At 71.0% G+C, this 25,405-nt stretch carries 17 protein-coding genes; 11 read left to right on the top strand and 6 right to left on the bottom strand.

Annotation, left to right across the window (positions count from 1 at the left end; all coding sequences use genetic code 11):
• The first annotated feature begins 117 nt into the window (after positions 1-117).
• The 10 genes from ACFXP5_RS08890 to ACFXP5_RS08845 all read left to right on the top strand — a co-directional run bounded on the left by ACFXP5_RS08890 (position 118) and on the right by ACFXP5_RS08845 (position 17,569).
• Positions 118-6,174: an Ig-like domain-containing protein gene (locus ACFXP5_RS08890; RefSeq protein ID WP_394544354.1), complete on the top strand. Its 6,057-nt coding sequence runs from the start codon at positions 118-120 to the stop codon at positions 6,172-6,174.
• A 43-nt stretch (positions 6,175-6,217) separates the two neighbouring features.
• Complete coding sequence (locus tag ACFXP5_RS08885) at positions 6,218-7,189, top strand: AAA family ATPase (protein WP_394527826.1); 972 nt, start codon at positions 6,218-6,220, stop codon at positions 7,187-7,189.
• Complete coding sequence (locus ACFXP5_RS08880; RefSeq protein WP_394544353.1) at positions 7,189-8,451, top strand: DUF58 domain-containing protein; 1,263 nt, start codon at positions 7,189-7,191, stop codon at positions 8,449-8,451. Before ACFXP5_RS08885 ends, ACFXP5_RS08880 begins: the two co-directional genes overlap by 1 nt.
• Positions 8,448-10,802, top strand: coding sequence for a transglutaminase TgpA family protein (locus tag ACFXP5_RS08875; RefSeq protein ID WP_394544352.1), 2,355 nt, complete (start codon positions 8,448-8,450; stop codon positions 10,800-10,802). The genes ACFXP5_RS08880 and ACFXP5_RS08875 overlap by 4 nt, the downstream gene beginning before the upstream one ends.
• Positions 10,799-11,638: a PP2C family protein-serine/threonine phosphatase gene (locus ACFXP5_RS08870; protein WP_394544351.1), complete on the top strand. Its 840-nt coding sequence runs from the start codon at positions 10,799-10,801 to the stop codon at positions 11,636-11,638. The genes ACFXP5_RS08875 and ACFXP5_RS08870 overlap by 4 nt, the downstream gene beginning before the upstream one ends.
• A complete protein-coding gene (locus tag ACFXP5_RS08865) occupies positions 11,635-13,083 on the top strand; it encodes an FHA domain-containing protein (RefSeq protein WP_394544350.1) in 1,449 nt (482 codons plus the stop codon). The genes ACFXP5_RS08870 and ACFXP5_RS08865 overlap by 4 nt, the downstream gene beginning before the upstream one ends.
• Positions 13,080-14,678 carry a serine/threonine-protein kinase gene (locus ACFXP5_RS08860; RefSeq protein ID WP_394544349.1) on the top strand — a complete coding sequence of 533 codons (1,599 nt, stop codon included), beginning with the start codon at positions 13,080-13,082 and terminating at the stop codon, positions 14,676-14,678. Before ACFXP5_RS08865 ends, ACFXP5_RS08860 begins: the two co-directional genes overlap by 4 nt.
• 103 nt (positions 14,679-14,781) lie before the next feature.
• Positions 14,782-16,068: a sensor histidine kinase gene (locus ACFXP5_RS08855; protein ID WP_394544348.1), complete on the top strand. Its 1,287-nt coding sequence runs from the start codon at positions 14,782-14,784 to the stop codon at positions 16,066-16,068.
• Positions 16,056-16,733 (top strand): response regulator, encoded by a 678-nt coding sequence (locus ACFXP5_RS08850; protein WP_394544347.1) that lies wholly within the window; start codon positions 16,056-16,058, stop codon positions 16,731-16,733. The genes ACFXP5_RS08855 and ACFXP5_RS08850 overlap by 13 nt, the downstream gene beginning before the upstream one ends.
• Complete coding sequence (locus ACFXP5_RS08845; protein WP_394544346.1) at positions 16,730-17,569, top strand: DUF4097 family beta strand repeat-containing protein; 840 nt, start codon at positions 16,730-16,732, stop codon at positions 17,567-17,569. Before ACFXP5_RS08850 ends, ACFXP5_RS08845 begins: the two co-directional genes overlap by 4 nt.
• 19 nt (positions 17,570-17,588) lie before the next feature.
• Here the strand turns inward: ACFXP5_RS08845 and ACFXP5_RS08840 are convergent, their stop codons facing one another.
• Positions 17,589-18,050: a recombinase family protein gene (locus tag ACFXP5_RS08840; RefSeq protein WP_394527817.1), complete on the bottom strand. Its 462-nt coding sequence runs from the start codon at positions 18,048-18,050 to the stop codon at positions 17,589-17,591.
• 82 nt (positions 18,051-18,132) lie between these two features.
• Complete coding sequence (locus tag ACFXP5_RS08835; protein ID WP_394544345.1) at positions 18,133-19,875, bottom strand: cation:proton antiporter; 1,743 nt, start codon at positions 19,873-19,875, stop codon at positions 18,133-18,135.
• A gap of 50 nt (positions 19,876-19,925) precedes the next feature.
• Between ACFXP5_RS08835 and ypfJ the strand changes: the two genes are divergently transcribed.
• Positions 19,926-20,801, top strand: coding sequence for a KPN_02809 family neutral zinc metallopeptidase (gene ypfJ / locus ACFXP5_RS08830; RefSeq protein ID WP_394544344.1), 876 nt, complete (start codon positions 19,926-19,928; stop codon positions 20,799-20,801).
• A 22-nt stretch (positions 20,802-20,823) separates the two neighbouring features.
• Here ypfJ and ACFXP5_RS08825 read toward each other — a convergent pair whose 3' ends face one another.
• From ACFXP5_RS08825 to ACFXP5_RS08810, 4 genes are all read right to left on the bottom strand, one after another.
• Positions 20,824-22,560, bottom strand: a complete 1,737-nt coding sequence (locus ACFXP5_RS08825) for an aldehyde dehydrogenase family protein (protein WP_394544343.1) — start codon at positions 22,558-22,560, stop codon at positions 20,824-20,826.
• A gap of 12 nt (positions 22,561-22,572) precedes the next feature.
• Positions 22,573-22,833 carry a glutaredoxin family protein gene (locus ACFXP5_RS08820; protein WP_394527813.1) on the bottom strand — a complete coding sequence of 87 codons (261 nt, stop codon included), beginning with the start codon at positions 22,831-22,833 and terminating at the stop codon, positions 22,573-22,575.
• A gap of 38 nt (positions 22,834-22,871) precedes the next feature.
• Positions 22,872-23,999, bottom strand: a complete 1,128-nt coding sequence (locus ACFXP5_RS08815; RefSeq protein WP_394527812.1) for a glycosyltransferase — start codon at positions 23,997-23,999, stop codon at positions 22,872-22,874.
• Between the two features lie 141 nt (positions 24,000-24,140).
• Positions 24,141-25,301: a polysaccharide deacetylase family protein gene (locus ACFXP5_RS08810; RefSeq protein ID WP_394544342.1), complete on the bottom strand. Its 1,161-nt coding sequence runs from the start codon at positions 25,299-25,301 to the stop codon at positions 24,141-24,143.
• Positions 25,302-25,405 lie beyond the last annotated feature (104 nt).

The raw sequence follows: 25,405 nt of genomic DNA, 5'->3' as shown, positions 1-25,405 counted from the left end.
CCAACGGCGATTAGCAGGAGGGTGCGAGGCGCATCTAAGCTGACCGGGCACCACTCCGTGCGCCGCGACCAGCAGCGGACACGGTGACTGGTTTCCACACCCGGGGGGGAGGTTGCCATGAGGTCGTTCACATGGTTTCGTCGGCGTCGTCGCACGCTGGCTTCGGTCGGCATCGTGACGGTGTCCGCGGTCGCGATCGCGACCCTCGCGTTCGTGTACGAAGGCAACCCGACCACCGAGGTCGACCTCAACGACGGCGGCGTGTGGATCACGAAGCAGTCCTCCCTCATGGTGGGCCACTTCAACCATGAATCGCGTGTTCTCGACGGCGGGCTCCGCGCCGCGAGCGACGACTACGACATCGTGCAGGACTCAGCGACCGTCCTGGTGACCGACTCCACGGACGCGACCGTCACCACCGTCGACCCCGCCATGGTGGTGCTCGGCGACTCCGCCGACATCCCCGCCGGCGCGAAGATCGCGCTCGGCGGCCCGACGGTCGCGGTGCTCGAGCCGTCGGCGGGCAGCCTCTGGGTCGTTCCCGCACGGGCCATGTCGGGCTTCACCGTCGAAGGAACCGACCCCACGGCCGAGCTCGGCGAGGACGCCGACGTCACGGTGGGTCGCGACGGCACCGTCTACGGCGTGTCGGTCGGAACGGGCGAGATCACCACGATCGCGGTGGACGAGAACGGTGAGCCCGAGGATCCTTCCACCCGCGCACTCGAGAGCGTCGACGACACCGCCGAGCTGTCGATCACGGTGGTCGGCACCACCGCGGCCGTGCTCGACGCCCAGACGGGCACCGTGCAGACCAGCACCGGCGTACGCGCCGAGGTGCCGCGCGGTGACACCGCCGTTCTGCAACAGCCCTCGCCCGAAACCGGCGCCGTCATGCTCGCCACGACGTCCGACCTCATCAGCGTGCCGCTCGACGGCTCCGAGATCGTCGAGACCTCGTCAGGGGGCGAGGGGGATGCTGCCGCTCCGGTCGCCCTCGGAGGCTGCACGTACGGGGCCTGGGGCGGGTCGGCGCGCTTCGTGCGCGACTGCTCGGGCGACGCGAATGACCTCGCCGTCGACATCGACGACATCGATCCCACCGCCCAGCTGCAGTTCCGCCAGAACCGCGACGTGGTCGTGCTCAACGACATCGTGGGCGGCGCCGCCTGGATGGCCAGCGACAGCATGCAGCGTGTCGACAACTGGGAAGACATCACCCCTCCCGAGGGCGACTCCGAAGAGGACGAGCAGACCACCGAGCAGACCGTCGAGACGACGCTGCCCGAACGCACCGAGGTCAACACGGTGCCGGTGGCGACCGACGACGACTTCGGAGTGCGCCCGGGTCGCACCACCGTACTCCCGGTGCTCGACAACGACACCGACGCCGACGGCGATGTGCTGACGGTGACCCTGCCCGACGGCGATCCGGGCCTGGGAGCCGTGCAGGCGATCAACAATGGAGCGGCCCTCCAGATCGCCGTTCCCGAAGACGGCTCGGGCTCCGACACGTTCACGTACCAGATCGACGACGGCCGGGGCGGCACCGACACCGCGACCGTGCGGCTGAGCGTGCACGGGTGGGACGTGAATGCCCCGCCGGTGCAGAAACGCGTCACCGCTTCCGTCGTCGAGGCCGGCGCGACGGTCTCGAACAACGTGCTCCCCGATTGGATCGACCCCGACGGCGACGACGTCTTCTTGCGGGCGGTCACCCCCGACGGCGGAGACGAAGCCGACTTCACCTCCGACGGGCGCATCTCCTACCGGGCCATCGGTGGTGCTCAGGGGCGCAAGGATGTGCCGATCGTGGTGTCGGACGGCACCGATATCAGCGACGGGGTGCTGCGGGTCGACATCCGCCCGCCCGGTTCGACCGTTCCCGTCACCAACGCCGATCACGTCGTGGTGCGGGTGGGCCAGACCGCGACGGTCGCCCCGCTGACCAACGACACCAGCTCGGGCCGTGACCCGCTGCGCCTCACCCGCGTCGACGAGGTCGCCGGCGCAACGATCACCCCCGACTTCGCGAACAAGACCTTCTCGTTCCGCTCCGACGCACCCGCCGTCTACTACGTGCAGTACCTCGTGTCCTCCGGCGCCAACGCCGTGCCGGGTCTGGTGCGCATCGACGTGGTGCCCGACGCCGACACCGACCTCCCCCCGATCGCCGTTCGCGACGTGGCGTTGCTGACGAGCGGTGGCGACGTGCTCGTCAACGTGCTCGCGAACGACATCGACCCCTCGGGCGGCATCCTCGTCGTGCAGTCGGTGACGGTCGATCCGAACAGCGGAATCTCCGTCGCCGTGCTCAACCACGAGACACTGCGCATCACCGATCAAGCGGCTCTCGCCGAGCAGACCCGCATCGGCTACCGCATCTCCAACGGCGCGCAGACCGCCGAGGGCGAGGTCATCGTCATCCCGGTGCCCGCGCCCGAACAGCTGGAGCCCCCGGTCGCCAACGACGACCAGGCGGTCGTGCGCGTCGGCGATGTGGTCACCATCCCGGTGCTCGACAACGACACCCACCCCAATGGCGACACGATGCACGTCGCCCCCGAGCTGGTGGCGCCCCTCCCGCAGCCCGAGGACGGCGAGATCTTCGTCTCGCAGGACACCGTGCGCTTCCGAGCGAGCGGCGAGCCCGGAACCGTCTACGCGACCTACGAGGCCGTCGATTCGACCGGGCAGAAGGACGCCGCGTACGTCACCATCCAGGTGCTGCCCGCCAATCCCGAGACGAACCAGGCGCCGCGCCCCCGCGACATCACCTCCCGTGTGCTCGGCGGCTCCGAGGTGCGGATCGCAGTGCCCCTCGACGGCCTCGACGCGGACGGCGATTCCGTCGAACTCATCGGCATCGATTCCGCCCCGACCAAGGGTCAGGTCACCGAGGTGGGCGCCAACTTCCTCGTCTACGACGCCTTCGACGACGCCGCGGGCGTCGACGCCTTCACCTATCGCGTCCGCGACCGCGCGGGCGCCGAGGCGACAGCATCCATCCGTGTCGGCATCGCCCCCGCCGAGGCCGCCAACCAGGCACCGTACGCGGTGAAGGACTCCGTGATCATGCGCCCGGGTCGCGAGGTCGCCGTCCCCGTGCTCGCGAACGACTCCGACCCCGAGGGTGACAGCATCTCCCTCCAGTCGAACGGCCTGATCCTGCCCGAGGTGGACGGCCTCGACGCCCGCGTCGTGGGCGATCGCGTCGTCGTCACCTCGCCCGCCGAGCCGGTCGAGACCTCGCTGCAGTACACGATCAGCGATGCCCGAGGCGCGGAGGCCCGCGCGGTGCTGCAGGTGACCGTGGCCGAGGACGTGCCCTTGCAGCGGCCGATCGCCCGCGACGACCGCGTGCGCCCGCAGGACGTGCAGGACGACGCGTTCGTCGACCTCGACGTGCTCGCCAACGACGAGGATCCCGACGGCACGACGGATGCTTTGACCATCACCGTCGACGGTGGGGCGACCGTGCAGGACGAGGGCATCGTGCGCATCCCCCTGCTCGAGCAGGCCCAGTTGCTGCGGTACACGATCACCGACCAGGACGCCCTGACCGCCTCGGCGTTCATCTTCGTGCCCGCGCTCGGCGACCTGCCGCCGACGCTGATCTCGACCGAGTCGGTCGAGGTGCAGAGCGGTGAGACCATCGACCTGCCCCTGGCCGACTACGTGCGGGCCGCCGGCGGACTCACGGTGGGCATCACGGAAGCATCGAAGGTCGCGGCCTCGCACGCGAACGGCGCCGACCTCGTGAAAGACCGGGAGACGCTCAGCTACACCTCGGCCGACGGCTTCTTCGGTCAGGACGCGCTCACGTTCGAAGTCACCGACGGCACCGGGCCCGATGACCCCGCGGGGCGCAAGGCCACGCTGACCATTCCGATCACCGTGCTGCCGCCCGAGAACCAGCAGCCGACCTTCGTCAACGGGCAGATGGATGTCGCCCCGGGCGAGGACGCGACGAACCTCGACCTGCGCGCGCTCACGACCGATCCCGACGAGGGCGACCTCGACAGCATGCAGTACGAGATCGTCGGGGGAGCACCCTCCGGCTACAGCGCCTCGATCGACGGTCAGTCGCTGCAGGTCAGCGCCGACTCGGGCACCCCCAAGGGGTCGGCGATCACGCTCGCGCTGCGCATAGACGACGGCGAGACCGACGCGATCGAAGGGTCCGTGACCGTGCGGGTCACCGCCTCCACGCGTCCGTTGCCGACCGCCAACGACGACGTCGTGCCGCAGGCCGACCAGGGCAAGACGATCTCGGTGCCCGTCCTCGCCAACGACTTCAACCCCTTCCCCGAGACCGCTCTGAAGGTCACGACCGCCGTGACCGAGACCGGTAGTGGGCAAGCCCAGGTCGCGGGCGACCAGGTGTCCGTCTCCCCGGCGGCTGACTTCTTCGGCACGATGGTCGTGCGCTACCGGGTGCAGGATGCGACGGGCGACCCCGACCGCGAGGTGGAGGGCCGCATCCGTCTCACCGTGCAGGGCAAGCCGAACGCGCCGGGCACGCCCTCGGTGTCGAGCGTCCAGGACCGAACGGTCGTGCTGTCGTGGACCCCGCCCGCCAACAACGGCGCCGACATCACCGGCTACACCGTACGTGCCGCCTCCGGCGCCTACACGAAGCAGTGCGCCTCCACCACGTGCACCCTCGATGGGCTGACCAACAACGTCGAGTACACGTTCCTGGTGACGGCGACGAACCGCGTCGGGGAGTCCGACCCGTCGGCGCCCTCGGCCGTCGCCCGCCCCGACGCCCGTCCTGACACCCCGCAGCCCCCGACGCTCAAGTTCCGCGACAAGGGCCTCGACGTCGCGTGGACGACGCCGTCCACCCCCGGCTCGCCGGTGGAGTCGTACACGCTCGAGATCTCGCCCGCCCCTCCCTCGGGGATGACGCAGAAGACGGCGACCGGCAACTCGGTCGTCTGGGAGGGCCTCGAGAACGGCGTCAACTACCAGGTGCGCGTGCAGGCACGGAACCGCGCTCCCGAGCCGTCGAGCTGGAGCGGGTACTCCGCCGGCCAGGTTCCCGCCGGGCCACCGGCCGCCGCCGCCGCGCCCACCACCCAGCGGGTGCAGTCCGTCGGGCAGCAGGCACAGATCCAAGTCAATTGGAATGCGCCCAGCGCCAACGGTGACCCCATCGCGGAATACCTTCTCACCGTTCGCGGAGAGCAATCCCGCACCATCTCGGTGCCGGCCGGTCAGACCTCGCAAGCAGTCACCCTGCCGACGTCGACCACGAACTACACCTTCACGGTCGCCGCCAGGAACAAGGCCGGATGGGGAGCCGATAGCCCCGCCTCGGCGCCTCGCCGAGCGGTGAACGCACCGGGCGCGCCGACCGGCGTGACCGCTTCGACGCCGCGCCCCGACAACACCATCGACGTGACCTTCACCGAGGGCCCGCTCAACGGGGCATCCGCGAGCGAGGTGCGCTACCAGTACTCCGTCGACGGCGGCGCCTGGCAGGCATGGAACCGCGGGCCGATCAGTGGCGTGTCCAACGCCGGCTCGCACACGATTCGGGTGCAGGCCGTCTCGCAAGTGGACGGATCGGGTTATTCCTCCGATCCCTCGCAGCCGTCCAACTCGGTGCGACCCTTCGGCCCGGTGAACCCGCCCGGTGCCGGCGCGACGCGCGAGGGTACGCAGGTTCGCGTGTCCTGGAGCATGCCGAGCGAGAACGGTCGTCCGATCGACCACCTCGAGATCCGGGTCGACAACGGGGGATGGGAGAACGTCGGGGTCGGCGGAAACTCCCGCCTGGTGGGCAACGGCTACGACCAGGACCACACCATCTGGGTGAAGGCCATCGACACAGCGGGCCAGGTCAGCGCGGAAGCCTCGGCCTCCGCCCGCACCGACCCGCAGCCGGTGGCGGTCGCGCAGATGGTCAAGGGCTCCAGCGGCGGCGATTTCCCCAACTGCGACAACACGTCGTGCGCGTACTTCAAGCTGCGCGTCGCGAACTTCCCGGCCGGCACCTACAACCTCGCCTGCTCGCACACCGGCGACCAGCGGTTCTCCGTGAAGGCGTACAACGTGCCTGCCAACGGTGAAGTCGAACTGACCTGCTACATGGGTTACCCGGGCTACGACGCCTGGATCGACATCGACGGCTGGGGTCAGTCCCAGCACATGACCTGGTACTAGCGGCCCGCAGGCCCCTGTCCCCCTCCACCACGAAGGATCCCTCATGACCATGACCCCCGAACAGGCCGCCTGGTTCGAAGGCACCTTCACCCGCCTCGTCGACAACGTCGACCATGCGCTGATGGGAAAGCGCGAGGTCGTCGGGCTCGTCATCGCCGCGATGCTCGCCGAGGGACACGTGCTGCTCGAGGACGCGCCCGGTACGGGCAAGACGAGCCTCGCGAAGGCGCTCGCCGCGACCGTGCAGGGCACCAGCCAGCGCATCCAGTTCACCCCCGACCTGCTGCCTTCCGACGTCACCGGGGTCACGATCTACGACCAGGAGACGCACAAGTTCGACTTCCACCGGGGGCCGATCTTCGCCTCGATCGTGCTCGCCGACGAGATCAACCGTGCCTCCCCGAAGACGCAGTCCGCGCTCCTGGAGGTCATGGAGGAGTCCCGCGTCACCGTCGACGGCGTCACCCACGAGGTGGGGCGGCCGTTCCTCGTGATCGCGACGCAGAACCCGATCGAGCAGGCCGGTACTTACAAGCTCCCCGAAGCGCAGCTCGACCGCTTCCTCGTGAAGACCTCGATCGGGTATCCCGATCTGGCGATCACCGAGCGCATCCTCGCCGGCGCCTCCGACCGCAACCCCTCCGCGAGTCTCGCCGAGGTCATCACCACCGGTGCCGTCGGCGACATGGCCGACCTCGCCGCGACCGTGCACGTCGAGCCCGCCGTGCTGCGCTACACCGCTCAGCTGGCCGAGGCCACGCGTACCGATGACGCCACCCGCGTGGGTGTGTCGGTGCGCGGGGCGATCGCGATGATCCGCGTCGCCAAGGTCTGGGCGGCCTCGCAGGGCCGTCACTACGTCATCCCGGATGACATCAAGCTGCTCATCGCCCCGGTCTGGACCCACCGCATCGTTCTCGACCCCGAAGCGGAGTTCGCCGGCACCAGCGCTGAGACCGTCATCGCCCGGGTGCTCGACACGATCGCGGCACCGCAGGCGAGGTCCGCCGCCTGATGACGACGACCCAGACGCCGGGCGCGACGGTCGCTGCCGGCACGACGCGTACCGCGCTGCGCGAGGTGGCAGCCCCCGTGGCCGCCCGCGTGCTGCGGCGTGCGCGAGCCGTGCTCGCCGTCGCGCGCCCGCTCGCCTGGGTCCTGCTCGCGGGAGCGATCGCCCTGTTCATCGCCGGGCGCATGCTCGGCTGGCGCGAGCTGGTCATCGTCGCGGTCGTCGTGCTCGCCGTCCTCGCACTGTGTCTGCTGTTCCTCATCGGCCGTACCGATTACGCCGTCGGTCTCGACCTCACCCGCACGCGCGTGGTCGTCGGCGAACGCGCCGTCGGCGCCCTGTCGCTGTCGAACACCGGAAGCCGTGCCATCCTGCCCTCGCGCATCGTGCTGCCCGTCGGCGCGGGACGCGGTGAGTTCGCCGTCGGCCGTCTTGCCCCGGGAGCCGAGGCCGAGGAACTCTTCGCGATCCCCACCCAGCGGCGTGCGGTGCTGAAAGTCGGACCCGTCAGCGTCGTTCGGGGCGATCCGCTCGGGCTGTTCGAACGCATCCAGCGTCGCGACGAGCCCGTCGACCTCTACGTGCATCCGCGCACCGTGCTCTTCGGCGGGCAGTCCCTCGGCTTCCTCCGCGACCTCGAGGGGCTGCCGGCCACCGACCTCTCGCGCGACGATGTGTCCTTCCACGCGCTGCGCGAGTATCAGCCCGGCGATGACCTCCGCCACGTGCACTGGAAGTCGACGGCGCGCACCGGTTCGCTCATGGTGCGCCAGTACGAAGAGACCCGACGCTCGCACTTCGTGATCGGATTGTCGCGCCACCCCGCCGACTACCGCGATCCCGAAGAGTTCGAACTCGCCGTCTCAGCAGCGGGATCCCTCGGTCTGCGTGCCCTCCGCGATTCGCAGCGGGTGGAGGTGCGCTCGCAGGGCGGACCGCTGAGGGCCGCGACCGGCAAGCAGTTCCTCGACGCGCTCTCCGGACTCGTCTACGCGCGACCGCGCGAGGGCGACATCGTGGAACTCGCCGGAGCGGTCGCGGCCGCCATGCCCTTGGCCAGCATCGTCATCCTCGTCTGCGGCAGTTCCGTGGATGCTGCGCGGTTGCGCGTCGCGTGCAGCAGACTCCCCTTCGGGGCGCGGGTACTGGCCGTGGTCGCCGAGCGGGGGGCATCGCCGTCCCTCCGCCGGATCGCCGAGGCCGACGTGATCACGGTCGGCGAGCTCGAACAACTGCCCGCAGCCCTGCGGAAGGTGCTCGCGTGAGCGCCGTGCTGCCCCGACGTCGCTGGGCGCTCGACCTGGCAGCATCCGCCGCCCTGCTGGCGGTGCCGATCATCGGTTTCTGGCCGACGTTCGATGGTCCGTCCTACCTGGTCGCCGCTCTCGGCGGACTCGTCCTGGGCCTCGGTATCGCCGTCGTCGGCGCGTGGCGCCGCTGGGGCGTTCTCGTGCTCGCCGCCCTCACGATCGCCGCCTATTTCGTCTTCGGAGCGGTGCTGGCCCTCCCGCACACCGCGATCGCGGGATTCGTGCCCACCCTCGACACCCTTGCCCGGCTCGCGGCCGGGGTCGTGACGTCGTGGAAGCAACTTCTCACCACTGTCGCGCCGGTCTCCGCCGATGATGGGCACCTGATCGTGCCGTTCCTGCTCACCCTCGTCGCGGCCGTGCTGACCGCGAGCCTCGCCCTGCGGGTGAACCCGCCGGTGTGGGCGCTCGTGCCCGCGGTGATCTTCCTCGGCGTGCAGATCGTGCTGGGAACCGCGCAGCCCGCGGCGCCGCTCGTTCAGGGACTCGCTTTCGCGGTCGTCGCGATTGTGTGGAGCGCTGTCCGTCAGGCGTGGCAGCCGGCCCGCGCTGTCGTGTCGATCGGGGAATCCTCCCGCCCGACCGGACTGCCGACCCGACGGATCGTCGCCGGCGCGATCGTGCTCGCCATCGCTGCGACCGCCGGTATCGCCACCAACGCCCTCGCCGCGGCGAACGAGCCGCGGTACGTCCTGCGCGACGTCGTCGTGCCGCCGTTCGATCTGCGCCAATACCCCAGCCCCCTCCAGTCGTTCCGGGCCTACGTGCGCGACTTCCCCGACGAGCCGCTGTTCACCGCATCCGGTCTCCCCGAAGGGGCACGCATCCGTCTGGCGACGATGGACGCGTACGACGGCGTCGTGCTGAACGTCGCCGACGAGGGCGCGGGCTCCTCGAGCGCGTTCACGCCGGTGCGCACCAGCATGTCGCCGGACGCCGTTGGCACGCCCGTGACCGTGCACGTCGAGGTGGGAGCGCTCAACACCGTCTGGCTCCCCGACACGGGCGAGGTCACCTCGGTGCGGTTCGAGGGGGACAACGCGGAGCAGTTGCGCCGCTCGGCCTATTACAACGAGACCACCGGCACCGGAGTCGTGACCTCCGGGCTCGGCCAGGGAGCTGCTTACACCTTCGACGCCGTCCTGCCGGCCGTGCCGAGCGACGAGCAGCTCGCCGACGTTCCGTTCGCCTCGGTGCGCATGCCGAAGCAGGAAGCAGTGCCCACCGAGTTCGCCGAGATCGCCTCCGACATGGTCGCCGATGCGACGACGCCGATCGAACAGGCGCGCGCGCTGCAGCAGGCGCTCGCGCAGGACGGCTTCTTCAGCCACGGTCTCGAGGGTCAGGTGCTCTCGCGCGCCGGGCACGGCGCCGAGCGCATCACCGCCCTGCTCGGGGGCGAGCAGATGATCGGCGACGACGAGCAGTACGCCGTCGCGATGGCCCTCTTGGCCGGGCAACTGGGCATGCCGGCGCGCGTGGTCATGGGCTTCTACCCGGCCGAGGACGAGAGCGGACCGGTCTTCACCGCGACGGGCGATTCGCTGCACGCGTGGGTGGAGGTCGCGTTCGAGGGCGCCGGATGGGTCGCCTTCGACCCCACGCCTCCCGAGGATCAGGTGCCCAACGATCAGAGCACGAAGCCGCGCGCCGATCCCAAGCCCCAGGTGCTGCAGCCCCCGCCGCCCGAGCAGCAACCCGTCGATCTGCCGCCCACCGTGCCGGATGAGCGGGAGTCGGAGGACGAGCAGAACAACCTCGCCGGCATCATCGGCCTCGTGCTGCTCATCGCCCTCGCCGTCCTTGCGATCCTCGCTCTTCTGCTCGCACCGTTCGTGGTCGTCGGGGGATTGAAGGCCGCGCGCCGCAAGCGTCGCCGCGAGGCCGAACGGGCAGCCGACCGCATCAGCGGCGGGTGGGAGGAGCTCGTGGACAGCGCTTCCGACTACGGCACCCCAGTGCGCCGGGGCGGCACCCGCACCGAGGACGCACGCGTCGTCGGCACCGCGTTCGCCGAACCTGAGGTGACGACACTGGCGCGGCGCGCTGATGCCGAGGTGTTCGGGCCGAGCGACCCGACCCCCGACGAGGTGGACGCGTTCTGGCGCGAAGTCGACGGCATCGTGGGCGGGATGCGTCGGAAATCGTCGTTCTGGCAGCGGCTGCGCGCTCGACTGGCCGTGCGCACCCTTCTCGCGGGCACGCGCTTCGCGCTCCCGGCACCCCGACCGCGCCGGTCGAAGCCGGTTGCCGCTCCCGCGCCGCAGGAACCGCCCGCCGAACTGACAGACGGGCCGAACTCGTGACCGCCGTGCCCGTGGCCGTCGCATGGGGTTCCGCCACCGACGTCGGCCGCAAGCGCTCGCTGAACGAGGACAGCCACCTCGCAGCTCCACCGCTCTTCCTCGTCGCCGACGGGATGGGCGGCCACCAGGCCGGCGAGATCGCGAGCGCCACGGTCATCGCCGAGTTCGCCCGCCTGATCGGGCGGCCGAGTCTGACGGTCGAGCTCGTGCAGACCACCCTGCACGAAGCGCGCCGGCGGGTGGACGCCCTCCCCGACGGTGCCGGAGCGGGCGCGGGAACGACGCTCGCGGGCGTGATCGTCGCCGACATCGACGGCGAGGGGTACTGGCTGGCCGTGAACGTCGGCGACTCCCGCACCTACCGCCTGAGTGAGGACGTGTTCGAGCAGATCAGCGTCGATCACTCGGTGGTGCAGGAACTCATCGACGCGGGCCAGCTCGACGCGGCCTCGGCCGCCCGCGACACGCGACGCAATGTCATCACCCGGGCGCTGGGTGCGGGCAGCGACGGCGAGGCCGACTACTGGCTGCTGCCGGCCGAGCAGGGCGACCGCATCATGGTGTGCTCCGACGGACTCCCCACCGAGATCGACGAGGCACGCATCGACCTCATCCTGCGCACCGAGACGCATCCGCAGGCCGCGGCCGACCGACTCGTCCGAGAGGCCGTCGACGCGGGCGGCCGCGACAATGTGACGGTGCTCGTGATCGACGCCCTCGACGTGCGGGTGCGCGGCGGCCGCGACAGTGCGCAGACGATCCCCTCGGCGGATATGAACGAAGATGTCAGGGAAGACACCCTGCCCCGAACCCGCGCGCGAGGAGCCCACTCATGACGACCGTGCACTACGCGAGCGGAACCTTGCGCGCCGTCGTCGCGGAGCGTGGCGTCGTGGTTCTCGGGGAAGGAGCGACGGATGCTGAGGCCGTCGCCGTCCGCGACCGGCTGCTCGCGGGGGACGGATTCGGCGGGATCGTCGACGTGCTGGCCGCCGGCGGACCGCTGTCCGCCGTGCCCGCCTTCGTCGTCGCGCTGGATGAGAACGAGGGATGGCGGATCAGCGTCCGTGGAGACCTCTCCGCGACGGTGGCGACCCCCTCCGGTTCGGAGGCCATCGACGGCGCGAATGCGTCGACCTGGGTGGAGCGCAGCATCCGCGATGTCATCCGGCTGACGATCGGCGGTCCGGCGACGACGTCGTTGCCGATCGTGGACGGGATTGTGCTCGTCTCGGCAATGGAACTGGATGCGGAGTCCGTCGTGCCGGACGCTGTCGAGCCCGTCGCTGCGGAGCCCGCGCCTGTCGAGGCCGCGCCCGCGGAGCCCGTGCAACCGCTCCGCGTCGAGGAGGTTCGCGAGCCGGAGCCGGAGCCCGCGCCTGAGCCCCAGCCGGAGCCCGAACCGGAGCCGGAACCCGAGCCGGAACCCGAGCCGCAGTCGGAGCCCGAGCCGGAGCCCGAGCCGGAGCCGGAGCCGGAGCCGGAGCCGGAAGCTGAGCCGGTTGCGGCTGTCGTCCCGCCGGTGATCCCGCCGGTTCCTCCCGTACTGCCGCCGATTCCCCCCCTCGTCTCGGTGCCGCCGGCGCCGTCGAAGCCCGCTGCCTCGCCACCGGCGGCTCGACCTGCGCCTCTCGCCGAGGGGCTCATCGACTCCATCCCGCTGTCGGTCACCGGCTCCCCGACGGCCGCCGTCCCCGTCGCGACGCCCGACCCCGCTCCGGCGGCCGGCAACGCCGACGATCTCGAAGCCACCACGATCGTCGGGCGATCGGCGCGCGATCGGCAGGCGGCGAGCGAGGCGGCCGCATCCGCAGAGACCGCCGTCGGCGACCACGACGGCGAGACCATTTCGCTCGCTGAAGCGCGGCGGCTGCGTGCCGCTGCGGGGGGCGCCCCGGTCGAGGCCGCCGCTCCCGCGGTTCCCGCGCCGCTTCCACCTGTCCTCGGCCGACTCCGACTCTCGACCGGGCAGCTCGTCGTGCTCGACCGCTCGGTCATCATCGGGCGCCGCCCGCGTTCCGTGCGCGCCTCGGGCGCCGACCTCCCGCACTTGGTGGCCGTCGACAGCCCGCAGCAGGACATCTCACGCAACCACGTCGAGATCCGGGCGGAAGGCGACAGCGTGCTCGCGACCGATCTGCAGACCACGAACGGCACCACCCTGCTGCGTGAAGGATCGCCCGCGGTGAAGCTGCACCCGGGGGAGGCGACGATGCTCGTCCCCGGTGACGCGCTCGATCTCGGCGACGGTGTGACCGTGGTGCTCGAGGCCTGGTCGTGAGCGCTCGGCGCGAGCCGCAGACGCCGCCCGCCCTGCCCGGATTCGAGGTCGTCGGGCTGCTCGGGTCGGGGGGCTTCGCCGACGTCTTCCTGTACGAGCAGCAGCTGCCGCGCCGGCGGGTGGCGGTGAAAGTCCTGCTGCCCGAGCGGATGGCCAGCGACTCCTCCGCCGAGTTCACCGCCGAGGCGAACGTCATGGCGATGCTGTCCACGCACCCGGCGATCGTGACGATCTACCAGGCCGGCGTCGCTGCGGACGGGCGCCCGTATCTCGTCATGGAGTACTGCCCGCGTCCGAACCTGCAGGTGCGGTACCGCTCGGAACGGTTCGGTGTCGCCGAAGCGCTGCGGGTCGGCGTGCAGGTCGGTGCGGCGGTCGAGACGGCCCACCGCGCGGGGGTGCTTCACCGCGACATCAAGCCCGCCAACATCCTCGTCACCGAGTACAACCGGCCGGCCCTCACCGACTTCGGCATCGCCTCGACGACGGGCGCCGGCGACTCGGGCGGGCTCTCGATCCCCTGGTCGCCGCCCGAGATCGTCGCCGAGTCGCCCGACAGCGACGCGCGTTCCGACGTCTGGTCGCTGGGCGCCACGGTCTACAGCCTGCTGTCGGGGCGCTCCCCGTTCGAGTTGCCCGGGCAGCGCAACACCGGTGCCGAGCTGATCGACCGCATCGCCACCCTCCCGCTTCCCGCGATCGGCCGCACCGATGTGCCCGCTTCGCTGCAGCGCGCCCTCGAACGGGCGATGGCGAAGCGGCCCGTCGACCGGTTCCCCTCGGCGCTGGAGTTCGCGCGGGCGCTGCAGAAGGTGCAGATCGAGCTGGCGCACTCGGTGACACCGATCGACATCCTCGACGACGGCGGCGCGGCCGATGTCGTCGACGACGAGGACGACGGTCTCACCCGCGTGCGCGGTGTGGTCAGCATCGACCCGGGGTTCGCCCCTCCCGTGGCGACCTCGCCCGCGGAGGCGTGGGCACCCGACGAAGCGACCCGGCGCTCGGCGCGTCCGGCGGATTCCGATGAGACCGTGGTGCGCGTCTCGGCGATCGATCCGGGCGTTCCCGCCTTCACGTCCCCGCCCCCGCCGCGCCCGGGTGCGCCCGCAGCCGTCGCTCCCGCGAGCGCGGCCGAGGCTCCGGCATCCGCTGTCCTTCCCCCCGAGCCCCGCCGCTCGCGCCGTGGCCTCTGGGTCGGAGTGGGCGCTGCGGTGTTCGTCGTGCTGATCGGCCTGGTGCTCGCTTTCGCGCTGCCCGCGGTGCTCGGCGGCGCCCCCGAGCCGACGCCCGAGGTCGCCCCGACCGATGAGCCCATCGATGTGGTGCCGGTGTCCGCCCCCCGCCCCGCCGATCTCGCCGGCGTCGCAGGGCCGGACGGCATCGTCTTCACCTGGACGAACCCCGACCCCGCCGAAGGCGACCAGTACCTGTGGGGGGTCGTCCCCCGGGGCGGCGGCGAGCCCGCGCTCGAGCGCGTGACGGATCCGACCGTGACCGTGCCGGCCGACCCCTCGGGCGAGACGTGCGTGCAAGTGCTGACCCGCCGCGAGAGCGGGCAGGCGTCGGAGCCGGCCACCGCCTGCGTCCCCTGACCCGCCGCCCGACTCTCGCGGAGACACCGCTTTAGGGGTATCCCGAAGCGCGCGTACGGGTGCCTCGGGCGACGCGCGACGGCCGCGGTCCTACCGTGGAACCATGACCACCCAGACCGCTGATGCCCCACCGGCACCCGCCGCGCGCCGCCGCGTGTCCTCGATCGCCTCGCCGCTGCACGTCGCGGGCGCCGTGGCGCAGCTGGCCGCCCTCGGTATCGTCGGCCCCTTCGTCTTCACCGCGCTGTTCTCCGTGCTCGGCGCCGGCCTCGGCCTGCTGTTCCTGATCGGCGTCGGTGTGCTGGTGCTCATCGCGCTGGTGTACGTGCTGTTCGCCCTCGCCTTCCTGGAGAACGCGCGCGTCGAGGGACTCTACGGCTTCGGCATCCCCCGGCTGACGATCCGACGGCAGCTGCGCCCGGGCTTCGGCGGCATGATGCGGATGTTCTGGCGGCAGGCGATCGACCCGGCCGTCTGGCGCGCCATCGCCAACCTGGCGATCTCCACCATCCTCGGCGTACTCGTCGTCTTCCTCGCCGGCGTCGTCGGATCAGCGGCCGCCCTCACCTTCGCCCCGCTCTACGCCTCCTCCGCCGCGGCCGACATCTTCGGCATCGATGTCGCTCTCGCCTGGGCGCCCGTGGTGGGTGTGCTGCTCCTGCTCGCCTCCCTCGCCGCGATCATCGGACTCGGCCTGCTGCACGGCCTGCTCTCGCGCCTCATCCTCGTACCCTCCCGCGAGGCCCAACTCGCCACCGAGGCGCGCGAAGCGGGCGCTCAGCGAGCGGGCGCCATCCGCGCCTCCGAGGTCGAGCGCACCCGCATCGAACGCGACCTTCACGACGGCGTGCAGCCCCGCCTCGTCTCGGTAGGGATGACCCTGGGCCTGGCCCGCCAGAAGATCGACGACGACCCGGCGGCCGCGAAGGCGCTCGTCGAAGAGGCGCACACCTCGACGAAGGCGGCCATCACCGAGTTGCGCCAGCTCGCTCGGGGCATCCACGCTTCCGTGCTCGATGACCGGGGACTGGATGCTGCGCTCTCCGCGCTCGCGGCCCGATCCCATGTTCCCGTGCACCTCGATGTGCGGATCGAGGGCCGGTGCGAACGGACGGCCGAAGCGGCCGCTTACTTCGCCATCGCCGAATCGTTGACCAACGCCGCGAAGCACTCCCGGGCGAGCGGCGTGCGCGTCGTGGTCCGCCGCCGCGACGACGGCACGCTCTGGGCCCGGGTCGAGGACGACGGTATCGGCGGGGCACGCATCCTCGCCGGCGGCGGCCTCGACGGCATCGCCAACCGGGTGGCCGCCGCGGGCGGCACCTTCCGCCTCGACAGTCCGAACGGCGGCCCCACCGCCCTGGAGGTGAGCGTCCCGTGCGCATCCTGATCGTGGAGGACTCCGTGCTCCTGCGCGAGGGTCTGGTCCGCCTGCTCGAAGACGCCGGCCACGAGGTGGTCGCCGCCCTCCCCGACGCCGATGCCCTCGAGGAGACGGTCGCTGCCACCGCCCCCGAGCTGTGCATCCTCGACGTCCGCCTCCCGCCCACCTTCACCGATGAGGGCATCCGCGCAGCCCTCCGGGTGCGCACCCAGCATCCGGCCCTCCCCGTGCTCGTGCTGTCGCAGTACGTCGAGGAACGCTATGCGAGCGACCTCATCGCGGGCGGCGACGGAGCCTTCGGCTACCTGCTCAAGGATCGTGTCGCCGACGTCTCGGACTTCCTCGAGACGCTGCAGCGCATCGCCGAGGGTGCCACGGTGCTCGACCCCGAGGTCGTGGCGCAGCTGCTGGGCCGCCGCAGCCGCGACGCCCGGATGCAGCGCCTCACCGAGCGCGAGCGCGCCGTCCTCTCCCTCATCGCGGAAGGGCGCTCCAACCAGGCGATCGCCCGCGCGCTCTTCGTCTCGGAAGCGAGCGTCGAGAAGTACATCACCGCGATCTTCCAGAAGCTCGAACTCGAGCAGGACCTCTCCGGCAACCGTCGGGTGCAGGCCGCCCTCGTCCATCTCGAGCACGGCGGCACCGCGCCGCAGACAGGAGCATCACGATGACCACCGACATCTCTCCCCCCGCCCCCGAGCAGCCTCCCCAGCCGGCTCCGCCCCGGCCCGGTGCCGCGCCGCGGGTGATCGCGCTGCTCACCGCCGCGCTCGGCGTCGGCGTGCTCGCGGTGAGCGTGACCGGAGGGGTGCTCCCCACCGTCGCGACGGCCGCCGCCCGTGACGAGGAGAGCGCGATCTCCGTCGACGGCGTCAGCGCGCTCGACGTCGACGTCTCGGCCATGTCGCTCGAGGTCGTCTTCGCCGAGGTCGACCGCGCCTCGCTCGAGGTGCGGGGCAACACCGGCAGTGGGGGGTGGACGTTCGAACGCGACGGCGACGTGCTGCGGGTCGAGACGCCTCGCCAGGCCTTCCTCTCCTGGTTCGGCGGCGACAACGGCCGCGCGACCCTCATCCTGCCCGAGCGGTTGGCCGGCCTGGACGCCGACCTCCGCGTGGGCGGTGGCTCGATCGACGTCGCCGGGGACTACGACGATCTCGCGATCGATCTCGGCGCGGGCGAAGCGACGGTGGACGCCTCGGCGCGCTCGCTCAGCGCGGACGTCAGCGCGGGTCGCGGCGATATCGCGCTGACCGGCGTCGCGACCGCGCGACTGTCGCTCGGCGCGGGCGAACTCATCACCCGGCTGTCGGGCAGCGCGCCCCGTGACGTCCAAGCGTCGGTCAGCGCGGGTTCGCTCGAAATCACCCTGCCCGATGAGACCTACGCCGTTACCAGCGACGTCTCAGCCGGCGACGTCGACAACGCTCTGCGGACCTCTGCCGACTCGCCGCGCACCGTTCATGTCGAGGTCTCGGCCGGCAACGCGCGGCTGCGGGCGGAGTGACAGGACAGCGGATGCTGCGTCAGCGGCCGATGTCGAAGAGGTGACGTCCGCCGTGACCGAGCACCTTCACGACGACGCCGCGGGAGTGCAGTTCCGCCACCGCGCGGGTCTCGTCCTCGAGGGAGGTGCCGAGAGCGTGCACGTTGGCCACGACGAGCACGTCGCCGCGGGTCAGCGTGTCGAAGAAGCGGGCGAGGCGCCCTGACCACTCCTCGAGGATCTCGGGGGCCGGGTGGCGAAACCCTTCGATCGGCACTCCGAAGCGGGAGAGGTCGTCGCGCTGCTCGGTCACGGACGGCATCCCGGGGCGCGATACGACGAGGCCGACGAGGCGGGAACCCGCCGGGCGGGCGAGCCACCAGTCCCGATCGCGCTGCAGTTCGGTGAAGCACTTCGGGCACTCGGCTGCCGCGTGCGGCAGGTGCAGCGGGCTCGTCGGAGGATCGAACTGCACCCCCGCAGCATCCTTCGTTCCGGTCATGAGAACCTCCGCGGCTCTATTCTGCCGCCTGGCGGAGCGGACAGCACGCCACGCTGCGGTATTGCCCTCGACCCCGAGGTGCTCAGCCCTCTGGGTCGACCCGCAACTCGAGGCTGAGCTGGTCGGCGTCGAGTTCGGCGAGCGCGTGGCGCAGTGCGGCGGTGCTGTACCGCCCGTCCCGGGTCAGCTCGTTGAGGCGCTCGCGCATCACGCCGATGATCGCGAGGCGCAGCTCGAGCATGTCGTGGGTGCGGGCGTCGGTCTCATCGTCGGGCGCCTCGGTCATCCGCGCTCCGACGAGACGCACCATGGTCTCGGGGAAGGGCTTGCCGTCGCGGTGCGACAGGTGACCGGACGCGACCGCCTCGCCGGCGGCCGTGCGCAACTCATTGCTCAGCTCTTGCTGCTCGGCGGCGTTGGGCCCCTCGTGCGAGGAGCGGTGCAGGCCCAGGATGCGAACGAGCGCGGGCAGGGTGAGGCCCTGCAGCAGCAGGCTGAAGACGGCGACCAGGAACGCAACGAAGATGAGCAGCGGTCGCTCGACCGTCTCCCTCGGCAGGGTCTGGGCGGCCGCGAGGGTGACGACGCCCCGCATCCCCGCCCAGACGATCACGGTGCCGTGTCGCCACCCGAGCGGTGAATCGCGGTAGTAGTCGAGATCGGCGACCATCCGCCGCAGGCGGGTGCGGCCCGCCTCGAGCCGCCGCCGTGGATGCGGCGAGTCGGCGGAGGTGCGGCCGCCGAGGGTGGGATCGGACTCCAGGCGCGCTTCGAAGCGGTCGAGCCGGCCGTCCATCGCCTCCACCCGCCCTCTCGCCCGATGTCGGCCGTGCGAACGCCGGCCCTGCAGCCAGATGAGTCCGGCGACGTACAGTCCGCGCACCACGAGCACGATGCCCAGCGCGGTGAGGGCGAGGCCGACGCCCTGCCACAGACCGAGATCGCGCGCCAGGTTGCGACTGACGATCTCCTTCAGCTCCAACCCCATGACGAGGAAGACGGCGCCCTCGAGCAGCAACTCGATCGTGCGCCAATTCAGCCGATCCGACATGCGTTCCTCGGGCGTGAAGCGCCGGGCGGCGCCTTGGCCGGTGACGATGCCGGCCACGACCGCGGCCACTAGGCCGGAGCCGCCCAGGTGCTCGGTGGGCAGGTAGGCGATGAACGGCACGGTGAAGCTCAAGGCGGTGTTGGCCGCGGAGTGGGCGACCCAGGAGCGCACACGGAGGTTGATCCACCCGACGGCGCCGCCGACGACGAGGGCGAGCAGCACCGCCCAGCCGAACTGTCCGGCCGTGTCGGCGAAGGAGAAGCCGCCGGCGACGGCCGCGATCGCGGTGCGCAGGAGCACCAGCGCCGTGGCGTCGTTCAGCAGGCTCTCGCCCTCGAGCAGCGTCACCACGCGCGGGGCGAGGCCCAGGCGTCTCGCGATCGAGGTGGCGACAGCATCCGTCGGACTCAGTATCGCTCCGAGCGCGATGCCGAGCGCCAGACCGAGGCCCGGGATGACCCACGCGAAGAAGACCCCCAGCACGATCGAGCTGACCACGACGAGCAGGACGGAGAGGCCACCGATGGGTCCGAAATCGCGACGGAACTCGACCGCGGGCAGCTGGACGGCGGCGGAGTACAGCAGCGGCGGGAGGATGCCGACGAGGATCACATCGGGCGGGACGTCGACGGCCGGAACGAACGGCAGGAGGCTGACTCCCAGCCCGATCGCCACCAGCACGAGGGGGCCCGCCACCTTCACCCGCGGGCCGAAAGCGGTCGCGAGACTGATCACCACGACCGCGGCGATGACCAAGAGGATGGTGTCGAGCACGAGTCGAGCCTAAGAGGTGTGTCGGGCGGTTGCGCGGCTAGCGTGAGGGCATGACGTTCAACGACAACGCCCGGGTCGGCGACAACCGGGCCCGCCGGCGCGGCCGAGGTGCCGTGATCGCCGGCGGCGGAACCGTGGGTGTCGGCGCGATCGTCGTGCTGCTGCTCGCCGTGTTCACCGGGGGCGACTTCTCCTCCCTGCTCGGCGGGGAGTCGTCGCCACAGGCGTCCGATTCGGGTGGCTCGGAGATCGCGAACTGCGAGACGGGGCAGGATGCGAATGCCCGAGACGATTGCCGCCTGGCGTCGGCCTCCCTCGCCTTGGACGATTTCTGGTCCGACGCGGTGCCGGGCTACCGGCCGGCGCAGCTGGTCATCGTGGACGTGTCGACATCCTCGGCCTGCGGTACGGCGTCGAACGCCACGGGCCCGTTCTACTGCCCTCCGGAGGAGACCGTCTACGTCGACCCCACTTTCTTCTCGCTGCTGCGGTCGCAGTACGACGCCACGGCCGGCCCGCTCGCGCAGCTCTACGTGCTCGCCCACGAGTACGGCCACCACGTGCAGGGCATCACGGGCGTCTTCGATCAGCACCCGCAGAACGGCACCGGCCCCGACAGCAACGGCGTGCGCACCGAACTGCAGGCCGACTGCTTCGCGGGAGCCTGGGTCGCCGGGATGACGGAGGCCGTGGACGAGAACGGTACGCCGTTCCTGCAGCCACCCACCGACACCGAGATCCGCGACGCCTTGAACGCGGCGGCCGCGGTGGGCGACGACCACATCCAGCAGGAGTCCGGCGGCCTCGTGAACCCCGAGAGCTGGACGCACGGCTCGAGCGAGCAGCGGCAGGGGTGGTTCGGCGTCGGGTACCGGGACGGCGAGACCGCGTGCGACACCTTCGCGGTGCCGGGCGCCCAGCTCTGAGCAGCCGAATTCGGCGGTCGGCCTAGGCGCGGAAGGCGCGGGCGAGCGTGACCAGCAGCGGCAGCACCTTGCCGCGGGCGCGGAAGCGCGCCAGACCCGCGCTGACCGCGGTGCCGGTGCGCGCGGTGACGAACCACGGCGGCTTCGGCAGCACCGTGAACACGCCGCGCCGTGACGCCAACGCGCCGATCGAGCGGGGGAAGGGACGGAAGGGTCCGCGCAGCACCGAGCGCTCGACCCGGTCGAGCAGCAGGGCGTTGTGCACGACCCCGATGCCGCTGCCGACCTCCTCGAGTGTTGCACCGGGGAAGCCGCCCCAGCTCAGCTGCGGCACGGTGAATGACACCCCGGTCCACGCGTTGATCGCGATGCCCCCGTAGCGCAGTTCGGCGATCGCGCGCTCGAAACCGGCGCCCAGCGCCGCCTCAGTCGAGGGGTCGATGAGCACATTGGCCCCGAGGGTTCCGCTCAGGCGCTCGTTCGCGTGCGCGACCGCGGTGTCGAGGAAGGCCTCGCCGAGCCCCGGCAGCGCCACGACGCCGAGCACCGGCGCGAAGTACTCCGTCGTCTCCAGCGCGCGAGCGTCGCCCTCGGAGCCGAGCTCGACGAGCAGACGGGTGCCGTCGGCGCTCGAGACGGCGGCAGGGTAATCGGATGCTGCGGCCGCCCGCTTCTCGTCGCTGCGCGGGTACCAGACCGGCCGTGAGGGGGCGGCTTCGTACGCGGCGCGGAGGGCCCCGACGAACGCGTCGCGCTGTGGCCACGTCTCGCTGATGAGCACGACCTGGCCGGCGATGCAGTTGTGCCCGCTGTTGTTCAGGCGCATCGTCGCGATGTGCTCGGCCTGGAAGCGCAGGTCGGCGTCGCTCCAGCGCCCCGGCACCACGATGATCGGCGACACCCCGCCCAGCTCGGCGGTGATCGGCACCGCGAGGCGGGGCTGAGTGTGCGCATCGCGGTCGGTGCCCCAGACGATCGCGTCGAAGGTCGTGGCCGATCCCGTGATGTGCACGTGGGAGAACGCGGGATGCTGCGTCAGGTACGCGCCCACCTCCCCGCCGCCGCGCACGATCCGCAGGAAGCCGAGTTCGATGAGAGGCGCGAATGCACGCTCGAACACGGGCACGAGGGGGTCCTGCGTCGGGTTCACCTTGAGCAGCGAGACCCGGTTGGCGGACAGCAGTTCGTAGAGCACATCGAGCACGGGGATCGAGCTCACGTTGCCCGCGCCCAGCACGAGGCCCACGCCGCCCGAGGTGCCGGGGGTGAGTTGCGCGAGACCGGCGCTCGCGCGCGCGCTCGCGGCCGTCACGCCCGGCTCGAACCACACCTCGCCGCTGAAGCCCGACAGCAGGAGACGGTCGGAGGCGTCGGCGGGGAAGACCCGCGCACGGAGGCGTCCACCCGGGGCGGCATCGAGGCGCACCCCGTCGAGGGGACTCCTCCCGGCGGCGAGCTCATCGAGCGTCGTGCGCGCGGCGTCGAGGCCGACCAGCGTCGCGTACGGTCCGGTCTGCCATTCCTCGCCGCGGAGGGGGGAGGCGGGCGCCAATCCTTTCGCGGTGGCAGCAGCATCCGCCCATTCCGCGGCCACCGCTCCGACCGTGGTGTGCACCCGCGTCAGCAGGCGCGCTCGCTGGTCCAGGGTGAACTGCGACCACAACCGGGCACCCGTCTCGAGTGCGGCGAGATGCTGGTCGAGGGTGGCATCCTCGAGCGTGGCGCTCGAGGGTGCGGCGCTCTTCGTCGGGCGCGGCATGTGCGGTATCGCTCAGATGAGCGCGAGCTCGCGCAGCTTGGCTTCCACGTCGGCGTTCGACGGCTCCACCTGGTGGGTGGCGTCGGGGTACACCACGACCGGGATGCTGGTGCGGCCGGAGATCTCCCGGGCCACGTCCGCGGCGGCCGGGTCGGCCTCGAGGTCGACGTAGTCGTAAGCGATGCCGAGGTCGTTCAGCTGCTTCTGGGTGCGCCGACAATCGATGCACCACTGTGCGCCGAACATCTTCACGGGAGCGTCTGTGGAAGTCATTGATCCAGGTTACGCCGCCGGGTGAGTGCGTCGGGTCGTCAGCCGGCGAGCTCGTCGGCGAGGGGGGTCGGCGACTCCACGAGGTCGGCGGCGCGCTGCTTACGGGGTGCGTAGACCACGAGCGCGTGGAAGAGGAAGCGCACCACGAACGCGGCGATCAGGGTGAGGCCGGCGGCCAGGACGCTCGGGATGTGCGTGCGCTCGACGATGATCGCGAGCACCGGGATGCGGATGATCGCTTCGAGTCCGTTGAACGCGAACGACTTGATGAAGCGGTGCCGCATTAGCCCGGAGTCTTCGCGCATGTCGGCGAACACGAGGTATTCGAGCAGCAGGAAGTTGCCCACGATCGTGACGGCGCTCGCGAGGATCGCGGCCCAGACGTACTCCATCCCGAACTCGATGAGCAGCCACATGATGCCCAGGTTCGCGAGGGCGCCGACGCCGCCGACGACGGCGAACGCCGACATGCGGCCGAACCGCAGCATGGTCAGCTGGGTGAGGAAGCGGATGCCCTGCGTGAACGAGGCCTTCGATTCGCCCGCGAAACGCTCGGCGAAGTCGAACGGCACCTCGGCGACGCGCATCTGGCGACGCGCGAGGATCTCGAGCAGGATCTTGAAGCCGCGGGGGCGGAGGGAGTCGACCTCGAGCGAATCGCGGTTGACGAGGAAGAAGCCCGTCATCGGGTCGGAGCAGCCGCTGAGCTTGCGGGGGAACATCGCCTTGGTCAGCAGGGTCGACACCTTGGACACCCCGGTGCGCACCACGCCGGCCAGGCCGTCGGAGGTGCCGCCATCGGTGTAGCGAGAGGCCACCACGACGTCGACATCGCCGCGTCCGGCACGACGCAGCATGTCGGGGATGACCTCGGGCGGATGCTGCAGGTCGCCGTCCATGATGAGGCACCACGATGCCGTCGCGGCCTGCATGCCCTCGACCACGGCGCCGCCGAGGCCGCCGGTGGGGTGATCACGGTGGATGAGGCGCACCGGAGCCTCGCTCACGGCGGATGCCGCGGCGATGATCTCCGGGGTGTCGTCGGTGGAATCATCCACGAAAACGACCTCGTACGCGGTGCCGGTCAACGCCGAATCGAGTCGGCGGAGGAGTTCGCGGACGTTCGGACCTTCGTTGAAGGTGGGAACGATGACGGACACATCCATGAAGGACTCTCGATCTGCTGGTGCCAGGGAGATTTCAGCCTAACGGCCGATCACAAGCGAATCCTGCGGATCTGCTGATGTCCACCACTTGCACAGCACGCGCCGTTGATCGTTATGAAAGCGATGGGGCGCCGGCCCGGCTCAGCCGATGAGCGGAACGAGATCGTCGAGCGTCATGCCGTAGTCCACGCGCACGCACGGGAGGGCCAGTTTGTCGCTGCCGATGCGCACGGAGCCCTGGTCGATCGTGCGGGCCATCGCGAACCCGGCCGCGGCCACCCCCGCCTTCGCGGTGTCGTCGTAGTGACCGAAGGGATAGGCCACGACCTCCTTCGCTCCGAGGATCGCCGCGGAGGTCTCGAGGTCGGCGGCGATGTCGGCGGCCGACCAGTTGACCATGCGGCCTCGGCCGTCGGCACCCGCCTCGTGCATGTCGTTCGTGTGCGAGCGCTGCAGCACGAAGGGGTTGGGCGCCCCTTCGGTGCGCCATTTCGTGATCACGAACGAGGTCGTCAGCACGTGGTGCTCGGCGACGACGGGCGCGGCCAGCTCGAGCCACGTGCTGTCCGCGTCATCGTCGGTGACGATCACCGAGCGCTTCGGCAGGTACAGGTCGCCGTCGATGAAGGCGCTGAGCTCGTCCCACGTCGGCAGGTAGAAGCCGGTGTCGGCGATGTACGCGATGTGCGCGGCGAAGTCGCCGATGTAGGCGTAGTTGCCACGCAGCGCGTTGCTCTCCCCCTCGGGCTTCGTCGTGAACTGGTGGTACATCAGCACCGGCACAGCGGTCGCTTCCGCGGCGTTATCGGCGGACGTGGTCCACCCCGCGAACAGCGTGCGCTCGCGATCCGTGCACGTGACGAGGTCGGACCCGTTCACCCGACCCGCGGTCGCCCGTGACGCAGCATCCGCCGACGTCGCGTACCACCCGGCGAAGACCTCTCCGTCGAGGTGGGGGAGCGGAAGCGCGGAGTAGAGCGCTCCCCGTGTCTGCAGCATCGGCTTCACCACGACGCCGGCGCCGGCGAAGGAGACCGCGCACGAGTTGTCGTCCGCGCTCGTGGCGAGGAGGGCCCGGGCGGCCGAAAGTGGGGTGGGGGAGGGTGTCGCGGACGAAGGAGGAGGGGGAACGGATGCTGCCGGGGACGAAGCATCCGCTGAACTGCCCCTGACCGCCACGACGCTCACCACGGCCGCGGCGGCGACGAGAGCCGCGCCGACCGCCAGCGCGACGACCAGCGCTCGCCGCGATCGTCGATCGACGCGTCGACGCGCGCGACGACGTTCCCCCGGTACCGCCATGTATCCCCCTGTGCCGCCCTGACCGCCTTCGGATCCTAGCGAGTGCGATCGTCGCGGCGTCGGCACCGCGAGGGGGAGTGTTCACCTCGGATTCTCCTGCCGTT

The organism is Microbacterium hanjuni (assembly GCF_043556395.1).
GTDB lineage: Bacteria > Actinomycetota > Actinomycetes > Actinomycetales > Microbacteriaceae > Microbacterium.
Note: the sequence above shows the minus strand (reverse complement) of the source record. Positions and strands in the feature narration are given on the sequence as shown.